Origin of the sequence: Pseudovibrio sp. Ad37, from assembly GCF_001623075.1 — a bacterium.
Lineage (GTDB): Bacteria > Pseudomonadota > Alphaproteobacteria > Rhizobiales > Stappiaceae > Pseudovibrio.
Genome location: NZ_LMCF01000026.1, coordinates 76,284 through 98,647 on the forward strand (window position 1 = coordinate 76,284; position 22,364 = coordinate 98,647).

23 protein-coding genes are annotated in these 22,364 nt (G+C 53.0%); 12 read left to right on the top strand and 11 right to left on the bottom strand.

The features are described from left to right. The first annotated feature begins 302 nt into the window (after window positions 1-302). From yacG to paaE, 8 genes are all read left to right on the top strand, one after another. Window positions 303-500 carry a DNA gyrase inhibitor YacG gene (yacG, locus tag PsAD37_RS07920; protein WP_057464985.1) on the top strand — a complete coding sequence of 66 codons (198 nt, stop codon included), beginning with the start codon at window positions 303-305 and terminating at the stop codon, window positions 498-500. A gap of 344 nt (window positions 501-844) precedes the next feature. Further along, window positions 845-2,443 (top strand): bifunctional UDP-sugar hydrolase/5'-nucleotidase, encoded by a 1,599-nt coding sequence (locus tag PsAD37_RS07925; protein ID WP_063295672.1) that lies wholly within the window; start codon window positions 845-847, stop codon window positions 2,441-2,443. Between the two features lie 157 nt (window positions 2,444-2,600). Beyond that, on the top strand, window positions 2,601-3,491 hold the full coding sequence (locus PsAD37_RS07930) for a PaaX family transcriptional regulator C-terminal domain-containing protein (protein ID WP_153039691.1): 891 nt from the start codon (window positions 2,601-2,603) through the stop codon (window positions 3,489-3,491). A gap of 129 nt (window positions 3,492-3,620) precedes the next feature. Further along, window positions 3,621-4,604: a 1,2-phenylacetyl-CoA epoxidase subunit PaaA gene (gene paaA, locus PsAD37_RS07935; RefSeq protein WP_063295674.1), complete on the top strand. Its 984-nt coding sequence runs from the start codon at window positions 3,621-3,623 to the stop codon at window positions 4,602-4,604. A 12-nt stretch (window positions 4,605-4,616) separates the two neighbouring features. Beyond that, entirely contained in the window at window positions 4,617-4,904 is a 288-nt protein-coding gene (paaB, locus tag PsAD37_RS07940) for a 1,2-phenylacetyl-CoA epoxidase subunit PaaB (RefSeq protein ID WP_054664467.1), read from the top strand. 7 nt (window positions 4,905-4,911) lie between these two features. Beyond that, on the top strand, window positions 4,912-5,670 hold the full coding sequence (paaC, locus tag PsAD37_RS07945; RefSeq protein ID WP_084404674.1) for a 1,2-phenylacetyl-CoA epoxidase subunit PaaC: 759 nt from the start codon (window positions 4,912-4,914) through the stop codon (window positions 5,668-5,670). Between the two features lie 14 nt (window positions 5,671-5,684). Further along, window positions 5,685-6,194, top strand: coding sequence for a 1,2-phenylacetyl-CoA epoxidase subunit PaaD (paaD, locus tag PsAD37_RS07950; RefSeq protein WP_063295676.1), 510 nt, complete (start codon window positions 5,685-5,687; stop codon window positions 6,192-6,194). A 43-nt stretch (window positions 6,195-6,237) separates the two neighbouring features. After that, window positions 6,238-7,320, top strand: a complete 1,083-nt coding sequence (gene paaE, locus PsAD37_RS07955) for a 1,2-phenylacetyl-CoA epoxidase subunit PaaE (protein ID WP_057464992.1) — start codon at window positions 6,238-6,240, stop codon at window positions 7,318-7,320. A gap of 94 nt (window positions 7,321-7,414) precedes the next feature. On the opposite strand, the gene PsAD37_RS07960 is transcribed toward paaE, so the two are convergent. Continuing rightward, window positions 7,415-7,840: a PACE efflux transporter gene (locus tag PsAD37_RS07960; protein WP_084407688.1), complete on the bottom strand. Its 426-nt coding sequence runs from the start codon at window positions 7,838-7,840 to the stop codon at window positions 7,415-7,417. Window positions 7,841-7,941: 101 nt separating this feature from the next. Here PsAD37_RS07960 and PsAD37_RS07965 point away from each other — a divergent pair, with 101 nt between their 5' ends. Then, window positions 7,942-8,439, top strand: a complete 498-nt coding sequence (locus PsAD37_RS07965) for a MarR family winged helix-turn-helix transcriptional regulator (protein WP_063295678.1) — start codon at window positions 7,942-7,944, stop codon at window positions 8,437-8,439. Between the two features lie 51 nt (window positions 8,440-8,490). Here PsAD37_RS07965 and PsAD37_RS07970 read toward each other — a convergent pair whose 3' ends face one another. After that, window positions 8,491-10,965 carry a protein kinase gene (locus PsAD37_RS07970; RefSeq protein WP_063295679.1) on the bottom strand — a complete coding sequence of 825 codons (2,475 nt, stop codon included), beginning with the start codon at window positions 10,963-10,965 and terminating at the stop codon, window positions 8,491-8,493. Window positions 10,966-11,177: 212 nt separating this feature from the next. Here PsAD37_RS07970 and PsAD37_RS07975 point away from each other — a divergent pair, with 212 nt between their 5' ends. Next, the gene (locus PsAD37_RS07975; protein ID WP_084407689.1) at window positions 11,178-11,666 is read left to right on the top strand and encodes a GNAT family N-acetyltransferase; all 489 of its coding nucleotides are present in this window, start codon (window positions 11,178-11,180) and stop codon (window positions 11,664-11,666) included. 223 nt (window positions 11,667-11,889) lie between these two features. After that, complete coding sequence (locus PsAD37_RS07980) at window positions 11,890-12,603, top strand: DNA helicase (protein ID WP_063295681.1); 714 nt, start codon at window positions 11,890-11,892, stop codon at window positions 12,601-12,603. Between the two features lie 79 nt (window positions 12,604-12,682). Here PsAD37_RS07980 and PsAD37_RS07985 read toward each other — a convergent pair whose 3' ends face one another. From PsAD37_RS07985 to paaG, 6 genes are all read right to left on the bottom strand, one after another. Then, window positions 12,683-13,300 (bottom strand): glutathione S-transferase family protein, encoded by a 618-nt coding sequence (locus PsAD37_RS07985; RefSeq protein WP_063295682.1) that lies wholly within the window; start codon window positions 13,298-13,300, stop codon window positions 12,683-12,685. Window positions 13,301-13,388: 88 nt separating this feature from the next. Continuing rightward, a complete protein-coding gene (locus PsAD37_RS07990; RefSeq protein ID WP_153039694.1) occupies window positions 13,389-13,946 on the bottom strand; it encodes a sugar O-acetyltransferase in 558 nt (185 codons plus the stop codon). Window positions 13,947-14,179: 233 nt separating this feature from the next. Next, on the bottom strand, window positions 14,180-14,791 hold the full coding sequence (locus PsAD37_RS07995; protein WP_063295684.1) for a TetR/AcrR family transcriptional regulator: 612 nt from the start codon (window positions 14,789-14,791) through the stop codon (window positions 14,180-14,182). Between the two features lie 14 nt (window positions 14,792-14,805). Next, window positions 14,806-16,119 (bottom strand): phenylacetate--CoA ligase PaaK, encoded by a 1,314-nt coding sequence (gene paaK, locus PsAD37_RS08000; RefSeq protein ID WP_063295685.1) that lies wholly within the window; start codon window positions 16,117-16,119, stop codon window positions 14,806-14,808. Between the two features lie 34 nt (window positions 16,120-16,153). Continuing rightward, window positions 16,154-16,585, bottom strand: coding sequence for a hydroxyphenylacetyl-CoA thioesterase PaaI (paaI, locus tag PsAD37_RS08005; RefSeq protein ID WP_063295686.1), 432 nt, complete (start codon window positions 16,583-16,585; stop codon window positions 16,154-16,156). Then, complete coding sequence (paaG, locus tag PsAD37_RS08010) at window positions 16,585-17,400, bottom strand: 2-(1,2-epoxy-1,2-dihydrophenyl)acetyl-CoA isomerase PaaG (RefSeq protein WP_208991763.1); 816 nt, start codon at window positions 17,398-17,400, stop codon at window positions 16,585-16,587. The genes paaI and paaG overlap by 1 nt, the downstream gene beginning before the upstream one ends. Window positions 17,401-17,768: 368 nt before the next feature. Between paaG and paaN the strand changes: the two genes are divergently transcribed. After that, the gene (gene paaN, locus PsAD37_RS08015) at window positions 17,769-19,433 is read left to right on the top strand and encodes a phenylacetic acid degradation protein PaaN (RefSeq protein WP_063295687.1); all 1,665 of its coding nucleotides are present in this window, start codon (window positions 17,769-17,771) and stop codon (window positions 19,431-19,433) included. A 75-nt stretch (window positions 19,434-19,508) separates the two neighbouring features. Here the strand turns inward: paaN and iolG are convergent, their stop codons facing one another. The 3 genes from iolG to iolE all read right to left on the bottom strand — a co-directional run bounded on the left by iolG (window position 19,509) and on the right by iolE (window position 22,363). Then, window positions 19,509-20,501 carry an inositol 2-dehydrogenase gene (iolG, locus tag PsAD37_RS08020; RefSeq protein WP_063295688.1) on the bottom strand — a complete coding sequence of 331 codons (993 nt, stop codon included), beginning with the start codon at window positions 20,499-20,501 and terminating at the stop codon, window positions 19,509-19,511. A 132-nt stretch (window positions 20,502-20,633) separates the two neighbouring features. Beyond that, entirely contained in the window at window positions 20,634-21,458 is an 825-nt protein-coding gene (gene iolB / locus PsAD37_RS08025) for a 5-deoxy-glucuronate isomerase (RefSeq protein ID WP_057465008.1), read from the bottom strand. Beyond that, window positions 21,455-22,363: a myo-inosose-2 dehydratase gene (iolE, locus tag PsAD37_RS08030; RefSeq protein ID WP_063295689.1), complete on the bottom strand. Its 909-nt coding sequence runs from the start codon at window positions 22,361-22,363 to the stop codon at window positions 21,455-21,457. Before iolE ends, iolB begins: the two co-directional genes overlap by 4 nt. Between the last annotated feature and the right edge of the window lies 1 nt (window position 22,364).

The window sequence follows — 22,364 nt, forward strand, 5'->3', positions numbered from 1 at the left end:
TTCGGATAAGGATACGAGCATGTTCAAAAGTGCCTGCCTATGGCTAATCTTAGTCTGAACTCTAATTGCTGCAAAGTTGTTTGCAGCTAAACTGTTTAACGCCTTAAATTTAGGAGATAATTTGCAGTTGTGAAGGGGTGGCTGACGCTCCGTTACTCCAAATTCAACAAAACCATCAAAATGATCTGATTTTATCTCTTGATGTCCTGTAGATTTCTGGCTAGAGGCACTAGCAGATGCTCTGCTGAGCCGGATAGGTGAACAGCCATATCTGCGAAGATCAAAGCTAGCAGTTGAGAGAGATGATGAAGAAGCCATCAGTAAAATGCCCGATCTGCGAGAAACCAGCGCAAGAGGCAACAAAGCCGTTTTGCTCAGACAGGTGTAAACAGGTGGATCTCAACAAGTGGTTGAGTGGTCATTATTCCGTACCCGCGGTTGAGGAAGAGTTCTCTGAATCTGATATCACTGACCTAGAAAATTCACGTATTCTGCACTGAGCATTTGGGGATAAATATTTCGAGAATCTAAGGGTTTTTTCGATAAATTTTACCAAATTCGGGTGTTTTCTACCTCTGATTTATTGAGCCAACAAGTTGATATATTATAAGGATTCTCAACAATCCTACCCCTTGTAATAGGTACTAATAAGGCTCGCGATTAAAAAGTCAGGCTCTGAATTTTTTTTCAGTTAGATGGCGAAATATATCTCCTTTAGTCTTGTGCCTGTCACAGTTATGGGCAATTGTACCGAGCGTGTTCTTGGGAGGTTTGCGCGGATATAGAGATTCTCGCGTAGCCGTCTCGTTAAATTGCTTGGGGCAATTGAATAAAGGCAAGACCTATGAAAAAGCATCTCTTGGGCGCAACTGCGCTTTTGTTGTCTTTTGGCGTTTCCGCGCCGGCTATGGCAGAATTTGATCTGACCATTTTGCATACGAATGATTTCCATTCCCGCATTGAGCCAATCAACAAGTACGACTCGAATTGTTCCGCAAAGGATGATGCAAAAGGCAAGTGTTTGGGTGGCACTGCCCGTTTGGAAACAGCAATCAAAGAGCGCCGTGCGGCTGCTAAAAACTCTATCCTCGTGGATGGTGGTGACCAGTTCCAGGGTTCTCTGTTCTACACTTACTACAAAGGTAAGGCTGCTGCTGAGTTCATGAACACTCTTGGTTACGACGCAATGACCGTCGGCAACCACGAGTTTGATGATGGTCCAGAAGTTCTGCGTGGCTTCATGGATATCGTGAACTTCCCGGTTCTTCTTGCAAACGCTGACGTCTCCAAAGAAGGCAAGCTGATCGGCGTTCTGAAGCCTACCTCTATCGTTGAGCGTGACGGCGAAAAAATCGGTTTCATCGGCCTGACGCCAGATGACACGCATGAGCTGTCCAGCCCTGGCGATCATGTTACATTCTACGACCCAATCGAAGCTGCTACCAAACACGTTGCTGAGCTTCAGGCGCAGGGTGTGAACAAGATCATCGTTCTGTCTCACTCCGGTTACGACGTTGATAAGAAAATCGCTGCTGCTGTAGACGGTATCGATGTGATTGTAGGCGGCCATACCAACACTTATCTGTCCAACACTTCTGACCGTGCTGAAGGCCCATACCCAACTTGGGTTGAAGCTCCAAACGGAAAGAAAGCTGCGATCGTATCTGCATACGCTTACGGCAAATTCCTTGGCGAGTTGAACGTGAAGTTTGACGACAACGGCGACGTGATCGAAGCTGTTGGCGAGCCAATCATCATGGACGCGAAGGTTGCTGAAAACGAAGTAACCAAAGCACGTATCGCAGAACTTGCTGGTCCGCTTGACGAAATTCGCACCGAAGTTATCGGCGCAACTGCAGCACCAGTAGATGGTGACCGCAAGTCTTGCCGCGCACGTGAGTGTGAAATGGGTGTTCTCGTAGCTGACGCTATGCTTGCTGCAACGAAAGACAAAGGCGTTGAAATCGCAATCACCAACGGTGGTGGTCTGCGTGCTTCTATCGACGCTGGCGAAGTAACCATGGGCGAAGCTCTGGCAGTTCTTCCTTTCCAGAACACTCTGGCGACCTTCGAACTTCAGGGTAAGTTCATCAAAACCGCTCTCGAAAACGGTCTGTCCAAGATCGAAGAAGGCGGCGGACGCTTCCCACAGATTGCTGGTCTGAAGTTCACCTTTGATGCGTCCAAGCCTGCTGGTGAGCGTGTTGTTGAAGTAACCTTGGAAGACGGTTCTGCAATTGATGCAGACAAGCTTTACAAGCTTGCAACCAACAACTACGTTCGTAACGGTGGTGACGGCTACAAGATCTTCGCAACAGAAGGTAAAAACGCATACGACTACGGTCCAGGCCTTGAGTTCGTACTTGCTGACTTCCTGAAAGCGCAGGGCGGTGCATACGAGCCTAAATTGGCTGGTCGCATCACTGACGCAACTGCAAAATAAGCTGATCTTGTTGAGCAGATAAATTTAAGCCGGAGGCACACGCCTCCGGCTTTTTCTTTGCCTTGCTCATTATTGCTCTTTTTAAACAGAGGCTTGCACAAAAGCGCATTGACCGCTTACAAATATGCAGCTTCTGAACCTCAAAAGGCGTGTGAACGTGAGCATTCTCGAAACGGAACAACAAAGGCTCATTGATCGTTTTCACGCCCAAAAGCCAATCCGCTCATGGTCCATGATCATCTCGATCTTTGGAGACTGCGTTGCGCCGCGTGGTGGTGAGCTCTGGATGGGAAACATCACCGAGATCATGCAGATGGTTGGGATCAACTCCGGAGTGGTCCGCACCGCCATGTCTCGTCTGGCCACTGATGGCTGGTTGGAGCGCACACGCATCGGTCGCAACTCGTTCTATCGCCTTACCAAAATGGGCCGCGAGACTTTTGATCAGGCAACGCCGCGCATTTATGCCCGTGGTCCGGCAAACGGGAATGGCAACTGGATCACGGCAATTCTGAGTGAAGGGGAGGGGCGGGCTGAACGCCGGGAACACCTGACAGATCAGGGCTTTGGCGTGATCGCGCCGAACGTGTTGATTAAACCGGACATCGGCCAGCAATTGCCCAAATCCTCAGAGAAGGTCGTGTTTATGCAATCCAAGGCACCTTCTGACAAAGCCGTGCAGCTTGCCCGGCAAGCCTGGAACCTGGAGAGCTTGCAGCAGGGATACCGCGAGTTCATTGAAAATTACGGCGGCTTGCAAGCACTTCTTGAGTGTGGAAGCCGTGCTCCTATTGCACCAGAAACAGCTCTGATCATCCGCATCATTCTGATCCATGACCTCCGGCGACTGGTTCTCAGAGATCCTGAGCTGCCTTTACAAGCCCTGCCAGATAAGTGGGAGGGAAGCGTCGCACGAGAACTTGCAGCGGGCATCTACAACACCCTGAGAGATCACGGTGAGGTCTGGCTTGATTCTAACGCCAAGAATGCAGAGGGCGCTTTGCCATCTCCTGAACCTGCTTTTTTTGAACGGTTCCAACCTTTGTAATCATTAGCGAATTTAGAATTGTCCTAAAATGCACCCTTAAATGTTACAAAAAATACTTGTGAGAATGGTATTCTGTGACATATTGAAGCGGAAACGAACATTGGTGTGCTCTTGGGAGGGACCTTACCTATGTACACGCAAGCATTGAACAACCCGGCAGTTGAGGCTGGTGTTGAGGACGAAGAGAAGCTTGCAGCTTTTCAAGCTCGCATTGATCGTGAAGAGAAGATTGAGCCCAACGACTGGATGCCAGCGGCCTATCGCAAGACGCTGGTCCGGCAGATCTCTCAGCATGCGCACTCAGAAGTGGTCGGCATGTTGCCAGAAGGAAACTGGGTGACGCGGGCTCCATCTTTGAAGCGCAAAGCCATCTTGCTTGCCAAAATTCAGGACGAAGGTGGTCACGGCCTCTACCTCTATTCCGCCGCAGAAACCCTGGGTGTTTCCCGCGAGGAACTGGTGGATCAATTGCTGACCGGCAAAGCCAAATACTCTTCCATCTTCAACTACCCAACGCTCAACTGGGCGGATGTTGGTGCCGTTGGCTGGTTGGTTGATGGTGCCGCAATTATGAACCAGATCCCGCTATGTCGCTGTTCTTTCGGGCCATATTCCCGTGCAATGATCCGCATCTGTAAGGAAGAGAGCTTCCATCAGCGTCAGGGCTACGATCTTCTCGTTGCCATGATGAAAGGCACTGCAGAGCAGCAGGAGATGGTTCAGGACGCCGTTAATCGCCTCTGGTGGCCTGCATTGATGATGTTTGGTCCCTCTGACAAGGACAGCAAGCACTCAGCCGCTAGCATGAAGTGGAAGATCAAGCGTTTTACCAACGATGAGCTTCGTCAAAAGTTCGTCGATGCCACTGTGCCTCAGGCAAAGGTTCTCGGCATTTCTCTGCCGGATATTGACCTCAAACTTAACGAGGAAACGGGGCACTGGGAGCATGGTGAACCGGACTGGGACGAGTTTTACAACACCATTCAAGGCAATGGCATCTGCAACAAGCAGCGGATGAAAGACCGCATCAAGGCACATGAGGACGGTGCTTGGGTGCGCGAGGCTGCGCAGGCGTACGCTGCAAAGCAAGCCGCAAAGAAATCAGCTGCTTAAGGGAGGGATCAGATGAGCGAACAAGCAACACCACTTTGGGAAGTATTCATCAGAGCACGCAATGGCATGTCTCATAGACATGCAGGTTCTGTCCATGCAGCTGACGCGGAGATGGCTCTGCAGGCAGCGCGAGACGTTTACACACGCCGCGGAGAAGGGCTGTCTATCTGGGTTGTCCCATCAGCAGCAATCATCGCGAACGATCCGGACGAGAAGGGCGAGATGTTTGAGCCAACAGCTTCAAAGATTTATCGCCACCCAACGTTCTATGAGTTGCCTGACGAAGTCGCGAATATGTAAGGAGGCCATGATGACAGATACGGCACTATTTACATATTGCATGCGGTTAGCTGACGACTCCGCAATTCTGAGCCAGCGACTAGGCGAATGGTGTGGTCACGCTTCTCACCTGGAAGAAGACATCGCACTCACCAATATCGCGCTTGATCTCATCGGTCATGCCCGTGAGCTCTACACCTATGCAGGGCAAATCGAAGGTAAGGGTCGCGACGAAGATGCCCTGTGTTTTCATAGGGTTGAGCGTGAATTCAACAATCTTCTGCTGGTCGAACAGCCCAATGATGATTTCGCGTATGCCATCATGCGCCAGTTCCTCTTCTCCGCGTTCATGCACCCGTTCTGGGAAGCGATGATGAACTCAAAAGACGAGCAACTGGCAGGTCTGGCAGCGAAAGCAGAGAAAGAAGCAGCTTACCATCTGCGCCATTCTGCTGAGTGGGTGATCCGTCTGGGAGACGGCACCGAGGAAAGCCACAATCGCATAAGTGATGCGTTGGAGTTCCTCTGGATGTACACCGGCGAGATGTTTGAATGTGACGAGGTTGTATCATCATTAGTTGCCAAAGAAGTTGCTGTAGATCCTATGTCTATCAAGCACTTATGGGATGAGACGGTGAACACGGTTCTGGCACGCGCCAATCTAGAACGTCCAACTGAAAGCTGGATGCAGACAGGTGGCCGTAAGGGCGAGCACAGCGAGCATCTGGGACATATTCTGTCGCCAATGCAGTATCTGCAGCGCTCGTTCCCACAAGCCCAGTGGTGATCGGGAGCTAACCCATGGCAGTTGCAGCGAAAATTCTGAGATCTGAGTTGGATCAAAAGGCCTGGAATGCGGTGTGCGATGTACCCGATCCTGAGGTGCCGGTGCTTACCATTGAGGACCTTGGTGTCTTGCGCGATGTGCACGTGCAGGCAGATGGTTCTGTAGAGGTGACCATCACACCAACCTACACTGGTTGCCCGGCCATGAGCATGTTCGCTTTCGATATTGAAGCGGCTCTGCTCACCGCTGGTTTTGAGAGGGTGGACGTCAAAACCGTTCTCACGCCAGCCTGGACCACCGATTGGCTTTCAGAAAAAGCGCGTGAAAAGCTAAGGGTTTACGGCATTGCGCCTCCAAACGGCAAGGCCTCGCGCCGGGCCTTGTTTGGTGAGGAGCAAGTCCGTTGCCCCAAGTGCAACTCTGCCAACACCAGCCGCATTTCCGAGTTTGGCTCTACTGCTTGCAAAGCGCTGTACCGCTGCAATGATTGCTCTGAGCCGTTTGATTATTTCAAGTGCATTTGATCCGCTCGCCTGAAAAACGCCGACAGATGTAAGGGAGGAAACCATGTCACCACGGTTTCATAGATTGAAGATCAAGTCAGTCCATCAGGAAACAGAGGAAGCTGTCTCTATCGCCTTTGAAATTCCTGCGGACCTGAAGTCAGATTATTCTTTTATTCCAGGGCAGTATCTCACCCTGCGCGAGTTCATCAACGGCGAAGACACCCGCCGATCCTACTCCATTTGCTCGTCTCCAAAGGATGATGACATCCGCGTTGCGATCAAGAAAGTGGAGGGTGGTCGCTTCTCAAGCTTCGCTCTGGATCATGTCTCTGTTGGCAACGAGATTGACGTGATGACCCCGATGGGCCGCTTCAATCTGCCAAGAGGAACCACTGAAGAAGCAAGGGTTTACGCCGCTTTTGCAGCAGGATCCGGCATCACGCCGATCATGTCCATGGTGCAGGCTGTACTGGAAGATGAGCCGAACAGCCACTTCTTCCTGTTCTACGGCAACAAGAATTCCCAGAGCGTGATTTTTAAGGATCAGCTGGATGACCTGAAGGATCGCTTCCTCGATCGCTTGAGTGTCTACCATGTTCTGTCTCGTGAAGAGCAGGAACTGAGCCTCTTCAATGGTCGCTTAACATCTGAAAAGATTGAGGAATTCATCACCAAAACCGTTGGTGAGAACAGCATCGACCACGTCTTCCTTTGTGGTCCGGGTGATATGATTGAGGCAGCCAAACAAGCCTGTCAAAGCCATGGCATTCCGCTGGAACACATCCATAACGAGCTCTTTGTGCCTGCTGATGGCGGTGACCCGCACGCAGCCCATAAAGCCAAGGATTCCAGCGCTGTAGACCATAAGGCCAAGGTCTCCATGATCGTTGATGGTGCACGCCACGACGTTACTCTGGAACCGGGTGAAACCATCATTGATGGTGCCCTGCGTTTGGGCATAGAAGCACCGTTCTCCTGTAAGGGTGGAATGTGCTGCACCTGCCGCGCCAAGGTGGTCTCTGGTCAAGTCGACATGGCCGTCAATTATTCGCTGGAACCATGGGAGATTGAGGCTGGCTACGTGCTCACTTGCCAGTCCAGGCCGAAAACAGATGATGTAACAGTCGATTACGACGACATCTGATCTATCAAAACGACGGTTTGCGTTGGTTTGAAAGGAAAAACCGGAATTTGCGTTATTCCGGCTTTTCTTGCGTTCTTATGTCAGTACCACACGTTCAAACGGCTTTTGCAACCGGAACGGGGAACACCAGATCGTAAACCCAGTTGTAGACAAAGGCGTAAACCAGAAAGAACACCGCAAAGCCGATATCAAGCAGCAATGCCTGAGCAAAATTCATCTGCAGAAGCCACATGATTGCGACAATGCCAAATCCAAGCAGCCCGCCTTCAAACAACAGGGCGTGCACAATACGCAAGGCAACGGTCCTTGGCTTGGCACCACGGTTGGCCACATACCATTTGTCGAAGAGCCAGTTGTAAAGAAAGTTCCAGCCCATGGCGATCAGGGACATGACCAGTCCAAGAACACCAATCTCTGAAATGGAATGGCCAGTAATCCAGCTTCCAAACACCGCGACGATGGAAAGGGCGATCCCTTCAAACAGCACGGAGTGTCGAACTCTGTCCCAGAAACTTCTCATGTCACACCTATCTATCTAAGTAGCTTTCTGGATAGGTATATTCAAACTATCTTTCTGGCAAGGTTTGATTTAGAAATCCGATAAACTGTGATGAGGATCTCATGTCGAAAGCCTACCCAATGGGCAAAGCCCTGGAACAGATGCGCCAGAACTGGCCAGAAGCTGTCTCTTTAGAAACCGAGCTGTTTCTGAGTATGAACAGGTTCAGCGAAATCCTCGATCAAAACTGCAACAAAGAGTTGGAAACCTACGGCCTGACAAACGGCGCCTTTGAGGTGCTGGTCGCGCTGCGAGGGCTACCTGAGCCGAGGGAAATGTCCCCCAGTGATTTGTACCGTGCTCTGCTGATGACTTCAGGCGGTATGACCAAAATTCTCAAGCAGCTGGAATCCGACGGCCTCGTCACGCGCATCGATCACGATACCGACAAACGCAGCAAGATCGTCGGCCTAACCAACAAAGGCAAAATCACCGTCGAAAAAGCCATGGAAAGCGTCATGACCGGCGATCGCCGCGTCATCTACCAGAACCTCACCAAAGAAGAAGTCCAATCCCTCCGTGATACGCTCCTCAACGTGGTCGTAAAGCTGGGGGTATAGGGGAAACTGTACATCATCAGATCACAGCAACCGCACCACGATCCTCCTTAATCAACCGCCTGGGCCTCCCTTCGCATGATTGATCAACGTGAGCGCCTGTTCTGCGGAAAGGCGGGTTGTTGGGTTCAGTTTGAGCAGACCGATGATGGCTTCCTTCATGTTTTGCGGAACACCAGCTAAGTGCCGCTCCAGCAACACGCGCAACTGGTTGGAGTCCTTGTTTTCACCATTACGGAATTCTACTAAATCCGTCTTCAAAAGCTCTGCAGTCGCACTTCCGGCAACGGCCGTCACCAGCAAGAGGCCAGCAGACCAGACATCAATCTTCTCGCTCAAATTTTCCTTGTTCGGGCCAGGATTCTTGGCTTCAGGCGGCATGATGTCTGGGGTGCCGCTTAAATCAAACCCATCGGGCTCACCTTCACCAGTTCCCGTCGCTACACCTTCATGCGCCGTGGCAAGGTCGTAGTCGATGATCACCGGCACCTCATCGCCTTCCTCGCGGAACATGATGTTGTTGGGTTTCAGGTCCTGATGGACGATGTTGCGCTTGTGCAGGAAGTCAAGTCCATTCAGCAGGCCGTTGGCAAATGCCTCTGCCTGTTCTTGGGGCATGCCCTTGTCTTCTGGGATGCGTTCAGCCAGATTGCCGCCCTTGAGCTTTTCCATCACCATGTAAGGCTCTTCCTGTTCGGTGATGCCGGTGCCTTTGATCTGAGGGATGTTCTCGTAGCCCTTTGCCTCGTCAAATTCAGCCAGCGCCGTCAGGATCTTCGCTTCATGCAGAAGCTGCGGAATGCCGATGTAGGTCAAAGGTTCTCCCGCCTCCACCTGCACCGCATTGGGGCGCTTCAAAACCGCGTTTTCCATCTCTGTGAAGTCCTGGAGCACGCCAGTTGCACCGTGGGCAAGAACGCCCGGCTGATCGTGTTCCCCGTCGACGATTGGTGGCGGAACATGCTGGTTCATGCGCAGGCTATGCTGTGTCGCGCGATAGCGATTGCCAAATTGGCGAGCGTCTCGCCCGCGCTGAGGCACCATCTCGATGCCTGTTGGCACACTGTCCGGCTCAATCACCATGGTGCCATTTCGCTTTCTCTGTACACGGATTGGGCTGCCTTCCTTAGGACCCTCGTTATAGACCCGTCCCGGCTCTTGAGGCTCTGGTTCAGGTGCCTGCGGCTGTGGTTGTTCTTCAGGCACATACTCCGGATTGTTCTGGTGCATCAGCTCAAGGGCTTGCTCAGCGGTCAGGCGTTCAGCTACATCAGCCCGCATCATGCCTTTGATGGCCACTTTGATGTGTTCAGGAGCCATTCCAAGGCGAGCATCAAGGGCTGCGTCAATCGCCACCTGATCCTCTCCGGCCAATCTGGCCTCCTGAATCAACTGTTGCTGGTTTTGCTTGCCGATGACAGCTGCGGCCAGACAAAGGCCACCAGTCCAGGAATCTGCTTTGGGGGTGATCTTCGCCAGATTGATCTCGTTGCCTTGTTTCTCTGGCGGCTGCATGTTCGGCTCACCATCCCGCTCATAGCGGAATTCTTCGTAGTCATCTGTGGTGGCAGCAATACCTTCTGTGGCGGAGGCGGCATTAAAGTCGATGATCACCGGTTCCACACTGTCCTGATCGCGGAACATGATATTGTCGATCTTCAGGTCCTGGTGGATCACATTGCGGTTCTGCAGGAAGGAAATTCCAGAGAGCAAGCCTTCAGCGAACTGGTCCAGTTGCGCTGGAGGAAGACCTTCATTCGCAATGCGGTTATCCAGCGTGCCGCCTTTGAGGTTCTCCATGATCACGAAAGGCTCACCATCGCCAGTCACGCCAGAACCCTTCACCTTGATGATATTTTCAACGCCCTTTGCACCTTCAAACTCGCCAAGAGCAGAAAGAATGGTGGTTTCATGAATGATGGACTCCATCCCAAGGAACTGGCGGTCTTCGCCCTCACCAAAGCTGTAAGGGCGTTTGATGACGGCATCCTCCATCTCCGGATAGGTTTGCAGGTACCCTGTCCCGCCGCGTCCAAGGGCATGTTCGTTCAGGTCAGCACCTTGTAGAGGTGGGGTGATTTTGCCTTCTACATCTGTAGACAATCGGGTTGGCGCATAAACCGCGTGGCGTACACCGTCCAAACCAGCCCCATGACCAGTCGCAATTGTGCGGGGGACGGAGTAAGGATCAATGACCATCGTGCCATTGTCCTTGTACTCCACCTGCATCCGGCTGCCTTCCTTCGGCTTTTCGTTGGGGCGGTCTTGCATGGGAACTGCAAGTGGCGGCATATTCGGCATGCCCTGCGCAGGTGGAACTTGTGGCGCATCTGGCGGCTGAACCTCAGCATCATCGACCCGAACCTCTGGCGGCACCTGGTTCTCAGGCCCACCAGCAGGGACCCGCTCACCTTCACCACCAGGTTCAAACCGCAAATTGAGCTGTTGCCCCATCGCCTGAATCCAGTTTTCGTGATCTGGAGCAGGGTTCTCGTTGGGTTGTTGTTCCCTATTGTTGCCAGGAGCCATTAGTTCGCCCTTCTTGCCGACAATCTTAATCAACTGGCCAATTATGACTCGGCAACGTCACTGCAGAAATAACAAAACCAAAGAAGGCTAAGTATTATTAGCACGCTAATAAAGGTGGGCGAGATACTCTATTTAATATTGCCTTTGATCTGAGAGAAATTGAGCTGAAGAAAACAGCGCAACGCATAAAGGAAGGTGAGGGGATCAGTGTAATGAGAAAACCACTTGTAACGCGCCGTTGCTCACTCTCCCAGCCAGCGCATTCAGATAAACCCGCACTCCGACAACTGTTCGCCAATGAGCAAACAAGAATGTTTCTGGGCGGAAAGCAAAGCCCTGCAGCTATCGAAACTCGATGTGCAAGGGTGACTACTGAAACAGGGGTGTATCATGCTGTAGTGCGCTCCAGCAGAACCAACGAGTTCCTCGGCCTGCTCAGTTTAGCTCCTTGTCATCAAGGAGAAGACATGGAAGTCTCCTACGAGTTCCTGCCGGAATATTGGGGGCAGGGATATGCAGAGGAAGCCCTCAATGCCTTCCTGCCATTCGCTATGCAGGAGCTGAACCTGACATCCCTTCTTGCTGAAACCCAACTCCAAAACATCCGCTCCATCCGCCTGCTACAAAAGCTGGGCATGCAACAAACCCGGCAACTTGAACGGTTTGGCGAGCAGCAGGTTGTGTATCGGCTTGATCTTTGAGCAACCGGCAGAGGCTGGGTCTTTTCAGCAGCATGTTGAAAAGCACAACTGGCTCTTGATTGCGGTAAGCCAGATTTCTATCCTTGCAGCAAGGCTACGTCCAAGCCTCCGCCCTCCAATCCGGAAAGCATTGCACATGTAGGACGTCAGGATCAGAACCATACTGTTCGAGCAAGCGCATAAGGAGGGACTGCAATGTATGCTCTGAAGAGAGGGTTCTTCAATGAAACTGTCCAGTCCTGTTCACCATCTGAAAAGACAAGCGAAGTTAACCGCACGCGAAAGTGGCATGCCGTTACATGCGGCGCTGGATCAGCTTGCGCAAAAAGAAGGCTATAGCAGCTGGAGCCACCTGTCGGTTTCTGGCTCACGGTCTGGCCGCGCTCAAAAATGCCTTCGTCAGTTAGACTGCGGAGACCTTGTTTTAATTGCTGCACGTCCGGGTCAGAGCAAAACTCTGTTTGGATTGGAACTGGCCATTCAAGCCAGTAGAGCAGGGGGCGAGAGTTACTTTTTTACCCTCGAGTATACGCCTGCAGATGTTTTGAAGCGTGTGTCCCAGCTCGGCTACAATCCTGCTCAGATGAGGGAGGCTTTCCATCTGGATTGCTCTGATGAGATTTGTGCCCGCTACATCATCAATGAACTTCGGCATGCGCCCTCAAAGACGCTAGTTGTTATTGATTACCTGCAGCTGCTTGATCAGAAACGCCAAAACCCCGAACTCTCCTTGCAGCTGAATGAGCTCAAAGAGTTTGCAAGGAAAACAGGGATTATCATCACCTTGATATCGCAGGTTCAAAGGGACTTTGATCTGGCAATGAAACCCTTGCCGGACCTGTCTGATATTCGTCTTCCCAATCCGGTTGATCTGGCGGTTTTTACCAAATGTTGTTTTCTCCATAACGGAGAAATTGCATTTGAGGTGGTCAACTAAAACGCCTAATTGGTATTGAGCCAATGCAAAGCAGCTGCCCCGGATGTAAAGCGGCAGCTGCCCTGTTTGGGTCAGGAGCTTAACCCAGCATCCCCGCAGCTTTCACCGCTTTCACGCAATCCCGCTCTTCCATCAGCTTCTGGAAGGCGTGGAGCTTTGGAAACGGTGTGATGTCCACTCCATCGCCTTTAAGCCAGGTGCTGACCACGTAAAGGTAGGCATCAGCAATGCTGAAGGTGTCGCCTAGCACGTAAGGGCCGGTGATGATGTTCTCTTCCACATAGGCGCAGCAGGCTGTCATGGTCTCTGGCACCTTGGCGCGCATGTCCTCCCAACTCGCTTCCTTGTCCGCCCAACGGGCACCACGAAGCTTATGGGCGTGGTTCACATGCATGGTGGAGGCCAGATAGTACATGGCCTCGCGCATCTTGGCGGCCTTAAAGGGATCAGAAGGCTTCAGGCTGTCATCTGGAGCAAGATCAGCGACATAGTCGAGCAGAGCACCGGCCTCTGTCAAAATACCATGGTCTGTCAACAGAACAGGGATACGGCCCTTTGGGTTCACCTCTAACAGCTGCGGACGGCTGACGTCAGGGTTCCTAAAGTCAATTTTGTGTGTGGTGTAGGGTACACCGGATTCTTCAAGAGCAATGGCAACGGCAATCGAGATCGTGCCGGGGGCATAAAACAGTTTCATAGGTCACTTATGTTTGCTGGAATGATCAGATGCCCACAGCCTATATGCAGCTTTACCAACCTGCAATTGAGCTTATTGTGACCAGCACTTAAGCCTGCCCCATCATCCGTGCCGGGTTACCCACAACAGTGGCTCCGGTAGGTACATCTTTGGTCACCACGCTGCCTGCACCAACAATGGCCTCATCGCCAATGGTCACGCCCGGCATGATGATCGCAGCCCCGCCAATCCATGCTCGTTTGCCAATGGTCACGGGCTTGGCAAACTCTAGCCCTGCGCAGCGTTTCTCAGCGTCTTTATGGTGCTGGGCGCAGTAGATCTGCACATTGGGGCCAAGCATGGTCTGGTCACCAATTCGCACAGGCGCGGTATCCAAAATCGTGCAGCCCGCATTGAGGAAAACCCGTTCTCCCAAATGAATGTTGATGCCATAAGCGCAGTGAAATGGCGCCTCGATGATTGTGCTGTCGGTAGAACTGCCAAGCAGCGTACGCAGGGCAGGGCTTATCCATCCACGCTTGCTCGGGTGCAGCGTACGATGCTCATGTACAGCGTGGTAGGCCGCTTGCCGCAGCGTTTCCAGCTCGTCATCGATGCAGGTGTACCATTCACCCGCTTCCATCTTTTCGCGTTCTGTTTTCATGATGGGTCTGTTCCTTGAGTCTTCCCGTAACTCTCGGAAAAATAGAAGAGTCTTGCAAGCTGCATTTTTACTGCAATGGGGCATTTGGGAAAAGGCAGGCAGCGCGAACTGCAAAGCATGCCTGTCATTTAACAAAACCCACAGTCTCAATTGGAGATCCCCACAGCGCGGTGAAGGTACTGCGCCTCGGAGAGCTGGCGACTGAGAAATCCAGCGTTATCGGGAGCAGGCGAGGCTTAGCTCGCCAGTTTCCCCTGTATGGACTGCGAGCCGTTCAGCAACAACTGCACCACCAGATCCGCGTAACCTTCGCGGGTCAGGTCGCCGCCCGGTTTAAACCATAGATAAGACCAGTTGAGCATGCCAAACAGGCTCATGGTAACGGGCTTGATCAGCGCACTGCCATCGCCAAACTGCGGGTTTGTGGCCGCAACTGCTTTGGCGAAGATGGCAACCAGTTTGCGCTCCAGCTCAATGATGTCCTGCTTTTTCTCTGTTGGAAGAAAGGACAGCTCGTTGATCTGCAGCTTATGCTCAGAATCTGCGTCTTCATAAGCCAGCAGTAAAGCACGGCACAGGCCGCGCAGACGCTCCAATGGATCTTGCTCGGCCTGAGCAACACTTTCCACCGCATCAACCAGCTCTTCAAGGTGAGCGCTGATGATGTCGATCAGCAGCGTCTCCTTGTTCTCGTAGTAATGATAGAGCAAAGCCTTGGAGAACCCACAGATCTTGGCGAGCTGCGCCATCGAGGTTTTGTCATAGCCTTGCTGCGCAAAGGCGCGCGCCGATAACTTTAAGATGGATTTGCGTTTGTCGTCATAATCCGCTGCTCTGGTGCGCGCCATGCTTTTTAATTCCGTTAATCTTCTTTAGGCCGCAGGTCGATAACCCGTGTGGCCTTGCCTTGGCTTCGTTCTATGGAATTTGGCAGGCCCACGTCTACCCCAACCGAAATTCCAATGTTGTTTTTCACATGAACCGCCAGTTCCTTGGCGCTTGCCAGGCGATCAGCGTCAGATGTTGCATGTGCAGCGGCTTCCACGTTGACGGTCAGCTGATCCATGCGTCCCTTACGGGCAATCTGGATTTGGTAGTGAGGGGAGAGCCCGTCACAGCGCAGCATCTGCTCCTCAATCTGGGTCGGGAACACATTCACACCGCGTACGATCATCATGTCGTCAGACCGACCGGTGATCTTCTCCATGCGCCGCATCTTGCGGGCTGTGCCCGGCATCAGGCGGGTCAGGTCGCGGGTGCGATAGCGGATGATCGGCAGGCCTTCCTTGGTCAGCGTGGTAAACACCAGCTCACCTTCAGATCCATCCGGCAGAACCTCACCCGTTACCGGATCAATGATCTCCGGATAGAAGTGATCCTCCCAGATGTGCAGGCCGTCTTTGGTCTCCACACACTCCTGCGCCACACCTGGACCCATCACCTCTGAAAGGCCATAAATATCAACCGCATGCATGTCGAAGGCTTGTTCAATCTCCTCGCGCATGGAGTTGGTCCATGGCTCAGCTCCAAAGATGCCGATCTTGATGGAACTCTTGCGCGGGTCCAGCCCTTCTTTGCGGTACTCATCCAAAATGGAGAGCATGTAAGACGGGGTGACCATGATGATCTCTGGCTTGAAATCCTCAATCAGCCGCACCTGCCGCTCTGTCATGCCGCCAGACATTGGAATAACGGTAGAGCCAAGCGCTTCCGCCCCGTAGTGGGCACCCAGACCGCCCGTAAACAGCCCGTAACCATAAGCGATGTGCACTTTGTCACCCGGCTTACCACCTGCTGCACGAATGGAACGCGCAACCACACCGGCCCAGGTTTCAATATCCTTCTTGGTGTAGCCAACAACGGTTGGTTTGCCTGTGGTGCCAGAGGATGCATGAATGCGGCAGATATCCTCTTCCGGAACAGCAAACATCCCGAACGGATAATTGTCGCGCAAGTCCTGCTTGGTGGTGAATGGAAACTTCGCCAGATCAGCAAGGCTTTGCAGATCATCAGGATGCACGCCAGCTGCATCAAAGCTGTCTTTGTAGAACTTTACGTTCTCATAAGCGTGCCGCACTGACCAGCGCATGCGCTCCAATTGCAGCGCTGCCAGGTCTTCCCGTCCTGCCGTTTCAATAGGCTCCAGATCGGGCCTGCGTTCTTCAACCTCCAACATTTTCTCCTCCTCAAATGCTGGTCATCCATAAATATTAGGTGCTTAACTCGATATGCGTCCCTTTGATGGTCCTCGAGTTTCCGCGAAATTCTGCAATATGCGCGCCGTCCTGATTGCGCACATGAATGTCGTAAATGCCGGATCGGCCTTGCACGGTAAGTTCGTCGGCAGTTGCCGTTAAAACATCATCTTCAAAGGCCGGGGCGAGATACGTGATGGAACACTGGAAGGCGACAACACGTTGGTTATGGCTGTTGCAGGCAAACGCAAAGGCGCTGTCCGCAAGGGTAAAAATGTACCCGCCATGACAGGTCTTATGCCCGTTGGTCATGCGCTCCATCACCTTCATGGAAATCACAGCCCGTCCGGGTGCAATCTCGTCCAGCGTCATCCCAAGCGCTTGTGTCGCCTCGTCTTCGTCCCACATGGAGGCCGCAACGGCCTCCGCTAATTCCTGCTTGTTCATCAGCGCTTGCCTGAATACTTTGGAGCCCGCTTATCCATGAAGGCCGTCACGCCCTCCAGATAATCCGGTGTCCGTCCGGCTTCGCCCTGGTAATCCCGCTCCAGATCAAGCTGCTCATCCAGCGTGTTGCCTTCAGAGGCATTGAGCGCCTGCTTGATCAGGCCAAGGCCAATGGTTGGCCCCACAGAAAGCTCTTGCACCATGGCAGTGGCTTCCTCCAGAAAGGTCTCGGCAGAAGAGCACTTCCAGATCATGCCCCATTCTTCGGCCTGCTTCGCTGTGATCGGCGTGCCCAGCATGGCAAGGCCACGCGCACGGGCCGAACCCACAAGGCGTGGCAGGAAGTAGGTGCCGCCAGAATCCGGCACCAGCCCGATCTTGGCAAACGCCTGAATAAATTTGGCTTTCTCAGAGGCAATCACGATGTCACAGGCCATGGCAATGTTGGCGCCTGCGCCAGCTGCCACGCCATTGACCGCACACACGATCGGTATGTTGATCGACTTCAGCTTGCGGATGAGAGGATTATAAAAATCACCGATGGTCTGGGTCAGGTCCGGTGGAGGGGAGTCTGGTGTCGGCTTCACGCGGTCACCAAGATCCTGACCAGCGCAGAAGCCTTTGCCTGCAGCCGTCAGCAAAATGGCGCGGCAGTTGTCATCTGCGTCCGCAGCTTCCAGCGCCGCATAGAGTGCGCGATGCATCTCGTCGTTGAACGAGTTCAGCTTGTCAGGGCGGTTCAGCGTAATCACGTGGTAGGTGTCATTCACATCCACCAAAATGCTCTGCTCGGAAATGACTGTGGGCTCGCTCATGGTCTCTCCCTCCAAATAGATCAATCATCACTCACCAGTGAACCACCAATTTGCTCCCAATGAACTTCCAAATTCATGAGGAGAGCCCTCTGGAAAACCTAATCATTTCGTAGACTGGTCGATGGTTCTGGCACTTTTTGCTTGAAATGACTGACCGGTCGGTAAATTATTGTCTGGAAGTGAAACCGCTGTCAATTGGAATTCAGAGCGTATTCGCCAAAAGTGGAATCCGGTTTTGGGAAGAGAATACGCAGGAAACAAGAGACCTTTAAAGTGTTCGCGCGATCTGGAGTAATTGCGGAGCGCTTTAAGGTCACACATTGGTCGAAGAAGCACTGCGGTAGGCGCAGGTTTTTCGAGGAGGAACAATGAGTAACTTTTTTGAAACGCATAAAGACACGCTCTTTCAAGCAGTAAAGACAAGTAAATCAAGAGATTACTGGTCTGCTTATCCTGAGATCGCATCCGGTAAGATCTATGGCGAAACAGCAAAAGACGATCAGCTTGCAGAATTTGAGGAGATTCTCAGTAAGCCATTCGCACTGGGCCAGCCAACCAATGGCAACTGGACAGGCGCAGAATCGTCTCCCTACGGCAAAGAGCTGGGCGTCACCTATGAAGATGCCGACCCTGCAGAGCTGGTCAAAGCAGCCTCAGAAGCTGGCAAAAGCTGGGCGAAAGCCAGTGTTGAAGAGCGCGTTGGCGTTGCGCTGGAAATGCTGGCTCGCATCAACAAAAAGTCTTTCCTTATCGCCAACGCGGTGATGCACACCTCTGGTCAGGCGTTCATGATGGCGTTTCAGGCAGGTGGCCCACACGCGCAGGACAGAGGACTGGAAGCCGTCGCTTATGCCTATGACGCGATGACCCAGACACCAACCGAGGTGACCTGGACCAAGCCGCAGGGCAAGCACGATCCGATTGTGCTCGACAAGAAATTCCGCGTTGTGCCGCGCGGTGTTGCGCTGGTCATCGGCTGCGCGACCTTCCCAACCTGGAACACCTATCCGGGTATGTTCGCAAGCTTCGTCACTGGCAACCCGGTCATCATCAAACCGCACCCAATGGCGATCCTGCCAATGGCCATCTCCATTCAGATTGGCCGTGAGGTGCTCAAAGAAGCTGGCTTCGATCCAAACGCACTGATGCTGGCTGCGGATACCGCAGAGGCGCCAAAAACCAAGGAACTGGTGACCAATGATGCCGTGAAGATCATCGACTTCACCGGCTCCAATGCCTTTGGTGCATGGGTCCGTGAAAACGCAGGCGATGCATTGGTCTACACCGAGGAAGCAGGCGTCAACGCGATCACCATTGAATCGACCGACAACCTGCGCGGCATGGCCAGCAACATCGCGTTTTCCTTGTCGCTTTATTCCGGTCAAATGTGCACCACTCCGCAGAACATCTTCGTTCCCCGTGACGGCATTGAAACCAACGACGGCAAGAAGAGCTTTGAGGAAGTGGCGCAAGCCATCAAGATCTCATTGGACAAGCTCCTTGGCGATCCGGCTCGTGCCGCTGCCATCCTCGGCGCCGTGCAGAACCCATCCACATTGGAACGTATTTTTGCAGCAGGAAAACTGGGCAAAGTGATCCGCTCATCTGAGCCCGTGGAAGGCATGAACGGCGCACGTTCTGCAACGCCAACCGTTGTGGCAGTCGATTCCAAAGAAGAAGAAGCTTACATGCAGGAGCGCTTCGGCCCGATCTCCTTCATCATTGCCTGTGATGACATTGACGATGCCATCGCCCGCGCAGCAGGCTCAGCCAAGAGCCACGGTGCCATCACCGCAGCGCTGTATTCAACAAAGGAAGGGGTGATTGATCAGGCCACTGATGCCTACGCGTGGGCAGGCGCACCGCTTTCTGTGAACCTCACTGGCAACATCTATGTGAATCAGTCAGCAGCTTACTCTGACTTCCACGTCACCGGTGCCAACCCGGCAGGCAACGCCAGCCTCACAGACGGCGCCTACGTCGCCAACCGCTTCCGCATCGCCACCGTCCGCCGTCAGGCAGCCATGGCGTAAAGCGAAGGCTTTAGACCAATAAAAAAGGGCCGTTGCAATGCATCGGCCCTTTTCATATTCAGTTTTTAAAGCAGCTTAAGCGTTTGCCAGATCGCGTGCTTTGGCAACTTCTTCAGTTGCAGCTTCAGCAAGTTCGAGAGCCTTCAGGCCATCAAAGCCGTTTGGAGAGATCTCGGTACCACTGGTCAAAGCGTCAACGAAGGCTGCCAGCTCAATGCGGTAAGCTGCTTCATAGCGCTCCATGAAGAAGTCCATGAGTGGCTCAGCAGTGTAGCCGTCACCATTTGCAACAGTCACAGTGGTGGTGCGCATGTTTTCTGCAGACACCATACCCTTGGAACAGTGCACTTCCACGCGCTGATCGTAGCCGTATGTTGCGCGACGGGAGTTGGTGATGGTGCAGATCTTGCCGCTCGCAGTTTTCAAAGTTGCAGTTGCCGTGTCCACATCACCAGCAGCACCGATCTCCTCAGATACGATTGCGCTGCCCATGGCGTTCACTTCAACAACTTCTTCGCCAAGCAGGAAGCGAGCCATGTCAAAGTCATGGATCATCATGTCTTTGAACAGACCGCCAGAGCGCTTCACGTAGTCGACTGGTGGCGGGGAAGGGTCACGAGAGGTGATCTGAACCATCTCAACATCACCAATGACACCAGCTTCGATCTGGCGTTTCACTTCAGCGAAGTTCGGATCAAAACGACGGTTGAAGCCAACCATCAGCTTTGCGCCGGTCTCTTCAACAACCTTGAGGCATTCGCGCACACGGTCGCCGTCCAGATGGATTGGTTTTTCGCAGAAGATTGCCTTACCAGCACGCGCAGCCTGCTCAATCTGCTCAGCGTGCAGATCAGTTGGGGTCGCGATGATCACAGCATCAATAGCCGGATCATTCATGATGGCATCAAGGCCGTCAACGCGTGCACCTGTTTGAGCTGCAATCTCTTTTGCAGCATCTTCAAACGGGTCGAACACAGCAGCCAGCTTGGCATTTTCAAGCTGGCTCACAGCTTTTGCGTGGGTCTTGCCAATACGGCCAGCTCCCAACAGGCCAATTGAAACAGTCATAGCTTATCTTTCACAACAGCGTTTATATCGCGCATCTCCAACGAATGCCTGGTGGTTTCCGCAGAACCTACGCGCTTATTAAACGCGTGCTCCCAAGGACATATCAGTGGGAACACGCGGATATCAGGTGCCTTAGGCGTCCGCAGGTTTTGCGTCGCGCTGTGCAATCCAGTCGTGGTCAGGGTGGTTCTGGAAGCGCCATTTGCGCATCGGGCCAGCCATCACATTCAGGTAGTACATCTCGTAGCCATACGGAGAGCCGCAAGGGTGGTGCCCTTTTGGAACAAGCACAACATCGCCGCTGGACATGGCAATCGCCTCATCCAGCTCACCATCTTCAGTGAACACACGCTGGAAGCCGAAACCCTGATCCGGGTTGAGACGGTGGTAGTACGTCTCTTCCAGATAGGTCATTTCCGGGAAGTTATCTTCATCATGACGATGCGGAGGATAAGACGACCAGTTGCCCTGAGGGGTGTAAACCTCAGTCACCAGCAGGCTCTCTGCAAAGTCCTGGTCTTCCATGGCAATCGGGTGAATGTAGCGGGTGTTGGCACCAACGCCGCGCTCAACGCTTGGAATGTCATCCGGGCCAATCACGCGGGCAGGGTAGCTGCCGTCTTTTGCAGGAGCAGTACACACAGCCAGTGTCAGCTTGGTAACAGCAGTTGCGCTCCACTCAGCTCCGGCAGGAACGTACACACACCATGGCTTGATGCGTTCAAACACGTTCTTGCGCTCACCAAGCACACCAAAGTCCTGACCATCAGAAGTGATTGAGGCTTTGCCTTCCACGATAACCAGAATGGCCTCGCGGCCCTTCATCAGCTCCTTGGCGTTTGCGCCCGGTTCCAGATGATAAAGGCCAAAACCAACGTAGCCCCAACCGGCTGATTCAGGCGTGATGTCATGCACCTTGCCCTCTGTACCATTGGGTTTTACGAGAAGCTTGCTCATGCGACTACCTTCTTATCAAGACCAGCGCTGATAGCCATCTCACGCAGTGCTTTCAGGCCCATGCTCTGGTATGTGAACGGATTGCGCTGATCAGGGTCCTGCTCTGCTTCAATCACCAGCCAGCCTTCATAGCCATGCTCGGCTGCAACCTTCAGCACAGGTTCAAAATCAACGCCGCCTTCTTTATCGCCAGGAACGGTGAACACACCGCGGCGGACGCCTTCCAGGAAGCTCAGGCGCTCGCCTTCAACCTGTGCGCGGACAGTCGGGCGAACGTTCTTCGCATGCAAATGGCGTACACGCGCCATATGTTTCTTGGCAACTTCCACCGGATCTGCTCCACCAAACCATGCATGGCCAGTGTCCAGCAGCAGGTAGGTGTTCGGTCCGGTCACGTCCATAAAGCGATCAATCTCTTCACCGCTCTGTACCACAGTACCCATGTGGTGATGGTAAACGAGCGAGATACCCTGTTCAGCACAATAGGCAGCAACTGCTTCAACGTCAGCGCCAAACTTCGCCCACTGGTCATCAGCCAGCACAGGCTTGTCTGCCAGCGGGGTATCATCAGCACCGTGGATCGCGTTGGAGGTTTCACAAGTGATGCAAACCTTGCAACCCATGGCTTTGAGCAGATCGAGGTGCGGCTGGATCGCCTTCTTTTCCTCTTCAACGCTGTGAGCCAACAGGTTCAGGGAATGCCAGCCAGAAACAAAGGCAAGACCATGCGGGTCGAGCGCAGCTTTCAAAGCAGCTGGCTCGGTTGGCATCTTGTGGCCCTTTTCAATGCCGTCAAAGCCGATTTCGCCAGCCTCGCTCAGGCACTGTTCCAGAGAGATGTGCGCACCAAGAGTACGGTCGTCGTCATTGCTCCACGCAATTGGGTTGGTTCCGTAACGGATCATT